Annotated in this window: 4 protein-coding genes; 2 read left to right on the forward strand and 2 right to left on the reverse strand. The window is 45.2% G+C overall.

The features are described from left to right. Positions 1–10 precede the first annotated feature (10 nt). Together ABIO93_RS31200 and ABIO93_RS31205 are read left to right on the forward strand one after the other, a co-directional pair. Complete coding sequence (locus tag ABIO93_RS31200) at positions 11–430, forward strand: hypothetical protein (protein WP_348073958.1); 420 nt, start codon at positions 11–13, stop codon at positions 428–430. Beyond that, on the forward strand, positions 427–3,966 hold the full coding sequence (locus ABIO93_RS31205; RefSeq protein WP_348073959.1) for a VCBS repeat-containing protein: 3,540 nt from the start codon (positions 427–429) through the stop codon (positions 3,964–3,966). Before ABIO93_RS31200 ends, ABIO93_RS31205 begins: the two co-directional genes overlap by 4 nt. Before the next feature lie 36 nt (positions 3,967–4,002). Here the strand turns inward: ABIO93_RS31205 and ABIO93_RS31210 are convergent, their stop codons facing one another. Next, entirely contained in the window at positions 4,003–5,418 is a 1,416-nt protein-coding gene (locus ABIO93_RS31210; protein WP_348073960.1) for a glycoside hydrolase family 30 beta sandwich domain-containing protein, read from the reverse strand. 77 nt (positions 5,419–5,495) lie between these two features. Continuing rightward, positions 5,496–8,216 (reverse strand): DNA ligase D (gene ligD, locus ABIO93_RS31215; RefSeq protein WP_348073961.1); only part of this gene is annotated, 2,721 nt, incomplete at its 5' end.

Raw genomic sequence — 8,216 nt, forward strand, 5'->3', positions numbered from 1 at the left:
GTCTTATCAATTGAAAAAAAACCTATTCACATTGTTATTGATCGCAGGCCTGTGCCGGTGCAACGTTCCTACCAACATGAAGGAACGGAATCTCGAAGGGGTCTGGCGCACCGACTCGATCAATAACTTTGTGAATGGTTTTAGTTTTACCAATAATACTTTTGATGAACATTGGTCTACATTTGAGTACACCGAAGATGGATTTTTAATAGAAAGGAAAAAAGACAAAGCCAAAACATACCGCTACACATTACCTACATCTGACTCCCTCGTTTACGCAGACTCTTTGGGCAAGAAGCTAAGCGGTTTCCAAATCCTGAAACTTACAAGTGACCAATTGATTTTGAAAAAAGCCCAGAAACCATATCTGCCGGGTAAAAACCAGGAATTGTTTGAAGTACGCTTCTTTTCTAAAATGAACAGCAAGTGAAAAGTATCTCCCACTGGTACCAAATACTCTTCTTTTTAAGCCTCACTACATTGGCAGGCTGCGGGAAAAAAGATCCAAAAAAACTGTTTGAATTGCTCCCCGCGGATGAAACCGGCGTTCATTTTGCCAATACACTCCATGAGGACGATAACCTCAATATCCTGACCTACGAATATTTCTACAATGGCGGCGGTGTAGGTGCAGGCGATATTAACAATGATGGGCTAACTGATCTTTTCTTCGGTGGTAACATGACCACGAGCCGATTGTATCTCAATAAGACGCAGGGTAAAGATAAGTCCATTGAATTTGAAGACATTACCACCAAGTCCGGCATCGAAATTCCGGAAGGCTGGGTGCGGGGTATTGCCATGGTGGACATTAATGCAGACGGCTTTTTGGATATTTATGTGTGCCGTTCTGGTCCAAGTCATGTTGGCGCACTTTCTAATCTGCTTTTTATCAATCAGAAAAATAATACTTTCAGCGAACAAGCCAAGGCTTACGGCCTGGATTACAGCGGTAATACCACACAAGCTGCTTTTTTCGATTATGACAATGACGGTGACCTGGATGTGTACCTGGTTACCAATGTCATGAACATGAAGGGACCCAACAACATCAGAAAAAAAGTAACGGACGGATCATCGGCGAATGCTGACAAATTGTACAGGAACAATGGCAATGCTACTTTTTCTGACGTGTCCAAAGATGCCAATATTCTGGATGAGGGCTACGGGTTGGGAATTTCGGTAGTGGATGTGAATCAGGACGGATGGCGGGATGTGTATATTTCCAATGACTATGTTTCCAATGATCTGCTGTACATTAACCAGCAGGACGGTACATTCAAAAACGAAATAGCTGATTATTTCCGCCACCAAAGCTACTCGGCGATGGGTAATGACGCGGCCGACATTGATAACGATGGTCTGGTGGATTTTATCACCGTGGATATGCTTCCGGAAGGCAATGTGCGCCGGAAAAATATGTTCGGCCTCATGAATTACGACCGACATTTGTCAGAGCTGAAAATGGGTTATGAGCCGCAGTTTATGCGCAATACCTTGCAGCACAACAACGGCGTCCGGCCAGGCACCGACAAGCCATTTTTCAGCGAAACGGGCAGGTACTCTGGCGTTCAGGCGACGGATTGGAGCTGGGGAGCGTTGCTGGCCGACTATGATAATGATGGTTTCCGTGACCTGATGATCACCAACGGTTATCCCAAAGACATTACCAACCGCGATTTTGTCATTTACAGAATGGCAGAGCACGAGCAGCAAATGCAAACTGGAAACCAAGGCAGTCGGCGGCTAACCGAAGCATTGAAACAGGTAGAAGGTGCGCACATTCCAAATTATCTTTTTAGCAACAATAAAGACCTGACATTTACCAACAAGTCTGCCGATTGGGGCTTTGACATTCCGTCTTTTTCAAATGGATCGGCCTATGCCGATCTGGACAATGACGGCGACCTTGATCTGGTGATGAACAATATTGATCAGGAAGCATTTATTTACAAAAACCACTCTGAAACATTACCAGACAGGCATTTTTTGAATGTCAAACTGAATGGTACCAAAGAAAACCGCGCCGGTCTGGGCGCAAAGGTTTGGGTTTATAATGGCAAGGCCATACAGTACTCGGAAATGTCGCCTTACCGCGGTTACCAATCCACGATGCCCAATTTGCTGCATTTTGGTTTGGGGAAAAACACATCAATCGACTCCATTAAAATCAGCTGGCCAGATCAGAAATCGCAGGTTTTGAAAAATATTAAGGCAGATCAGCTTCTTCAAATCGATTATTCTAAAGCAAATAACAATGTGCCTGTGAAAAGCATTGCACTGCCGTCTATTTTTAGGGAAGTAACAGATTTTGGAACAAATTATTTACATCGCGACGAGCTGTACATTGATTTCAAGATCCAACCGCTTTTGCCGCATTTAATGTCACAATACGGCCCGGGGATTGCGGTAGGGGATGTCAATGGAGATGGTAAGGAGGATTTTTACGTTGGCGGTGCGTTCAACCAGTCCGGCGCTTTTTTTATTCAAAATCAGCAACAGAAATTTTCATCCAAACCGCTGACCTCGGATCGTAAGTATGAGGAGGATATGGGATCGTTGTTGTTTGATGCGGACGGCGACGGTGATCTGGATTTGTATGTGGTGAGCGGCAGTAATGAATTCGAATCCGGGTCTCAGTATTACCAGGACAGGCTTTATAAAAATGACGGGAAAGGGAATTTCAAACAAGATTTGAATGCGTTGCCGCGAACAACGGGCAGTGGATCAACGGTTAATGCTGCGGATTTTGACCATGATGGCGACCTGGACTTGTTTGTAGGAGGGCGTCTTTCACCCGGAATGTACCCTATGACCGGGGAAAGCTACATTTTGAGAAATGATGGCGGTAAATTCTCCGACGTCACAATCGCAGTTTGCCCCAATCTGAAAAATGCCGGTATGGTAACATCTGCACTATGGACCGATTTTGATCAGGATGGCTGGCAGGATCTGATCGTGACCGGAGAATGGATGCAGGTATTATTTTATAAAAACAAAAAAGGAAAACTGACGGATGTTACTGCGTCAACGGGTTTGAAAAATATGAATGGGTGGTGGAATAGCATTGTATCGGGTGATTTTGATGAGGACGGGGACACTGACTATATGGTTGGAAATGTAGGCCTGAACACAGAAGACAAGCCGTCCAAAGATAAACCACTGACATTGCTGGCCAAGGATTTTGACAAAAGCGGAACGATGGATCCTGTGCTTGCCAGGTACGTAGGCAATGACCTGTACCCCGTGCATCCCCGTGACGAAATGACCAGTCAGATGAATTTTCTCAAAAAACGGTTCATCTATTATGCTGATTATTCCAAAGCCAAAATCAGCGATGTATTCAAGCCGGAAGAGCTGGAAGGAGCTGAAAAGCTGGTTTGTGAAACAATGCATTCGGTTATGCTGGAAAATAAAGGTAATGGTCAATTTGTTTCAAAACCACTGCCAGCCAGCGCACAACTGGGGCCGGTATACGGCCTATGTAGTGGTGACTACAACGGCGACGGACATCTGGATCTGCTTTTGACAGGCAATTCCTACGCTACCGAATCGATCAGCGGCCGGTTGGATGCATTCAATGGGCTGTTGCTGACGGGAAATGGCAAGGGCGATTTTGCGCCGGTTAGTGCTTCGAAAAGTGGCTTCTTAGTGGAGGGTGATGGTAAAGGTTTGGCAGATTTGAGATTGGGCGACGGCAGCTTTATAGTGCTAGCAGCGCAAAACAATTCGGTGTTGAAAACATTCTCATTACCGGTTTCAAAGGATGTTAAGGTCATTGCACCGAAGTTGAATGATGTAATGATGGAGGCTACCTATTCAAATGGTAGGAAATTGAAATTCGAACTGCATTATGGATCGGGCTACTTATCGCAATCCAGCCGAAAAGCGTCGCTACTCGCAAAAGGTTTGGTGAAAGTGATCGCAACCGATTTTCAAGGTAAAAGTAGGAACGTGGCGTTTTAGAACGTGTTGTATGATTTTTGTTGCATTCCTACGGGATTACCAAACAAATGTTGCCACCGAACCCGCCTTCAATGTCGCTAACGCATTGTTCTTCCCATCCCGGATCGCAAATGTCTGCGCGGCGTCCGAATCATTCAACACAATTAAAACCTTTTTTCCATCCGGTGTTTTAAATGCCACATTCGGCAATTTGTCAACGACATTCGAGGCGATCCGCACAGAACCGGCGCGGACGAAGCTGGACGCATGCGCCACCACATAATACGCAGCATTGCGCGTGACTTTGTCCTTATCGATCGTAACGCCACCCAGGCATCTGTCGCAGCCGCCGCGATCTGTAAAGGGCTTGTTTTCCGGGTTACTCGACAGGTTCCATTCCAGCACCGTTTTGCTCCAATTTCGCGTAGCACCAATGGTCAGGTCCCTGATATGATTAGGGAAATCCTCTTCGAACTTACCTGGCGCACCCATCCATTGCTCTGTGAAATACAGGTTTTTGTCAGGATGGGCGTTGTGTACTTCTGATAGCGCTTCGATTTTGCCGCCATATAAATGAAATGCAGACCCGTCGATGTACTTTTTTGCATCCGGATCATTCAGTACCGAGATCGGATATTCAGGCTTGTCGGCATTGTGATCGTAAATAATGATTTTGGTATCCAGTTTGGCTGATTTAAAGGCCGGGCCCAGATGATTTTTTACGAAAATTGCTTGGTCTTTGGCCAGCATCAGCAGACTAGGGTTGTTGCCAGGATGCAGCGGCTCATTTTGAACAGTTATGGCATCGATCCGAATGCCTTCTTTCTTCATTTCCTGAATGTAGCGGACGAAATATTTGGCATAAGCATCATAAAATTCAGGTTTCAGGCTGCCACCGCGCGTGTCATTATTGTCTTTCATCCAAACAGGTGGAGACCAGGGCGAACCCAGTATTTTCACCTTCGGGTTAATGGCCAGTATTTCTTTCAATATCGGAATCACATCTTTTCGGTCCGCACCCAGGTCGAATTTTTGCAGCTCGGGGTCGGTTTGTCCTTGCGGCAGATCATCATAAGAAAATATCGTCGCATTCAGATCGGAAGCGCCGATGCTTACCCTTAAATAGCTCATTCCAATGTTGGTACCAGCGGTCGAAAACATTTCTTTCAGCAACGCAGCACGAGACGCCTTGCTCATTTGGATGAGATGCGAAGCGCTGCCCCCGGTTAAGGTGAAGCCAAAACCGTCCATGGTTTGGTAAGTTTCCTTTTCATTGATTTCAATGATTGTACCGGTCGCGGGCTTTGACTGAGAAAGGGGTAGTGGTTTTTGTTTTTCAAATAATACAGATTTATCGCTGTTGGTCAGCCAATACGATATGCCGCCCTTCCCGCTTTGCCCATAGGAAAGCCAATGCGTTAGCAGTAGGCAGACTAATAAAATGATTTTAGATTTAGAATCAGGAAGGTTCATAGTCATAGGTTAAGGACAAATGCAAATCGATCAAGTCGAACTAATTCCCCGGAATTTACAAATAAGCAATCATCCTTTCAATGTTCAACGAGATCAATCCTGCTGATGACCTTTTCCAGATCAATTCCCTTTCCAAGTACCGGCTTGAACAGATCGCCTTCACTGCGCACCCGCTCCAATGCGTTGTAGATCGTAAAGTCTTTGAGCTGTAAGCCTTTCTTGACTTCTTCCCAATGCAGTGGCATGGAAACCGTTGCGCCCGGCTTAGGCCTCACCGAGTAGGCGGCTGCCAATGTTGCTTTGGGCCGATTTTGTAGGTAATCGATGTAGAGTTTTCCCTTTCTGTTTTTTGTCATCCGTTCAATACTGGTGAAGTCAGCCAGTTCATGTTGAACCTGACTGGCTACCCATTGCGCAAAAAGCTGACATTGATCATAGCTGTATTGTGCTTCAAGCGGAATATAAATGTGTAATCCAGTGGATCCGGAAGTTTTGCAGTAGCTGTCGACCTGAATGGAATCCAGCAATTCTTTGATCGTCTGCGCCGTCAGGATCACCTGCTCAAAAGTGTTAGTGGTGTCAGGATCCAGATCCAGCAGGCACCAGTCGGGGTTGTCGGGTGTTTTCGTGCGGCTATTCCAGGGATTCATATCAATGCAACCCAGGTTGGCCATATATAGCAAGCTCGATTCGTCGTTGCAGAGCATAAAATTCTTTTGCTGATCCTCATCATTGGCAGTGTACGGGAATGTGTCAATCCAGGACGGAACTTTACCGGTAACATCTTTTTGATAAAAACTTTTGCCGTCAATTCCGTTTGGAAACCTGTTCAAAGACATCGGCCGGTCTTCGAGATAGGGCATCATGTAAGGCGCAACCTGGTAGTAGTAATTGATCAGCTCACGTTTGGTGATTTTGTCTTTGGGCCAATAAATCTTACTCAGGTTTGAAAATTTGATCTCATTACCGCTGACCTTTTTGACCTGCGTATCTTCCTTTGGGTTAAGTAAAGTTTTTCTCTCCGCTTTCGCAGGTTTTTTGATGACATCGTTCTTTTTAACTGCTTTTTCGTCGTCAGCTAGCACTTCTTCGGTCGGCTCTTCATATTCCCGCACCACGTCTTTCGCAGCCTTGTCTTCACGCATGCCTTCAAAAGACGGATGCCTGAAAACGCCGTCGGAGGTAATTTCAGTAAAACTCACTTCGCATACCAATTCAGGTTTTAGCCAGGTCGCATTGGCTTTCGGCGGATTGGGACGGAAACGGGACGGTTTGTTGTAATCAGGCGTTTCGTCGAAAGGACTTTCTTTGGTGATTAAAGGCTTAAATGTCGCCAGCATCTCCTTCTGCTGTTTGTCTTTAAATCCTGTTCCTACCTTGCCTACATATTGCAAACTGCCATTGCTGTAAGCCCCGAGAAGCAACGCACTGAAAAGTTTGGACGAACCTGCGTTTTGAGTATATCCCACCACAATGACCTCCTGGCGCTTGTTAACCTTGATTTTTAGCCAATCTTTGCTTCTTGAACCCGGAAAATAAACACTGTTAGATTTTTTAGCAATAATACCTTCGAGCCCCATATCGCGTGCAGCCTCAAAAAATGCATTACCCTCAGCCGCGATGCTGTAACCCAGTTTTACAGGACTATCATCTGTTACAGTGCTCTGTAAAATAACTTTTCGCTCCGTCAAAGGCAGGTTAGTAATGTCCAAACCGTCGAGCCAGAGAATGTCAAAAACGTAATAGACCAGATCACCGTCTGCCTCGCTGCGCCAGTTCTGCAAAGCACCAAAATCAGAGAGACCTTTGTCATTGATCACTACCACCTCACCATCGAGTACAGCGTTGATCTTCCATTCAGAAAGCCCCTGGTAAATGGGATAGAACTTATCATTAAATGATTTGTTGTTTCTCGACTTAATCTCCACGGAGCCTTTATTGAGAAAAGATACCGCCCGGTAACCGTCCCATTTTACCTCATATTCCCACCCCGGATCGTCAAATGGCGCATCCACAAGCGTTGCGAGCATGGGGGCCAGTTCTTCCGGAAACTTACTTTTTGGTGCGTTTTTTAGGAGGGCTTTCGTTTTTTTTTTAGCCTCAGCCGGTTTATCTTTTTCGCTGGCTTCTTCTAATGCATCGTTAGCCTCGGCAGTACTTTTTTTGCCTTTTGTATCTTTCTTAACCTTTTCAATATGATCCTTTTTGGTTGTGCCGGGTTCAATGGTTTCTTCGCCGTAAATGTTATCGGGATGCTCCTCGATTCCTTTCAATGTTTTGCGAGAAACCACGGATCTGTCCTTCTCAGTAATGTCCGCTTCATCGGCATATTGATCACGGTGCTTAATGAGCAGCCATGAATTTTCGGCCATTCCGGTTTTCACCAATGCAAATTCACCTTTCAGCTTTTTACCATGCAGCCTGATTTTTATTGAGCCCGATTTGAGTTCTTTCAATAATGTTTTTTCCTGATCTGCCTTGGAATCGGCCTTTTCCAGCGGTTCGTAAGTGCCAAAGTCCCAAACCATCACCGTCCCTGCCCCATAATTTCCTTCGGGAATAATGCCTTCAAAATCTTTATAATCATAAGGATGATCCTCTACCTTCATTGCCAGTCTTTTGTCTTTGGGATTTAAAGACGGGCCTTTGGGCACTGCCCAACTTTTTAAAACACCATCCATTTCTAATCTAAAATCATAATGAAGATGAGAAGCTTTATGACGCTGAATTACAAATGCCAGTTTTGACTTGGATGATTTTGATCTGCCTTCCGGCTCAGGAGTTTGACTAAAATTCCT

The organism is Dyadobacter sp. (genome assembly GCF_039919315.1).
In the GTDB taxonomy this organism is placed as follows: Bacteria; Bacteroidota; Bacteroidia; order Cytophagales; family Spirosomataceae; genus Dyadobacter.

What these genes read in the sequence shown, in the direction of transcription:
- ABIO93_RS31210 (WP_348073960.1), bottom strand. Translation starts at nt 5,418, where the DNA reads ATGAACCTTCCTGATTCTAAATCTAAAATCATTTTATTAGTCTGCCTA.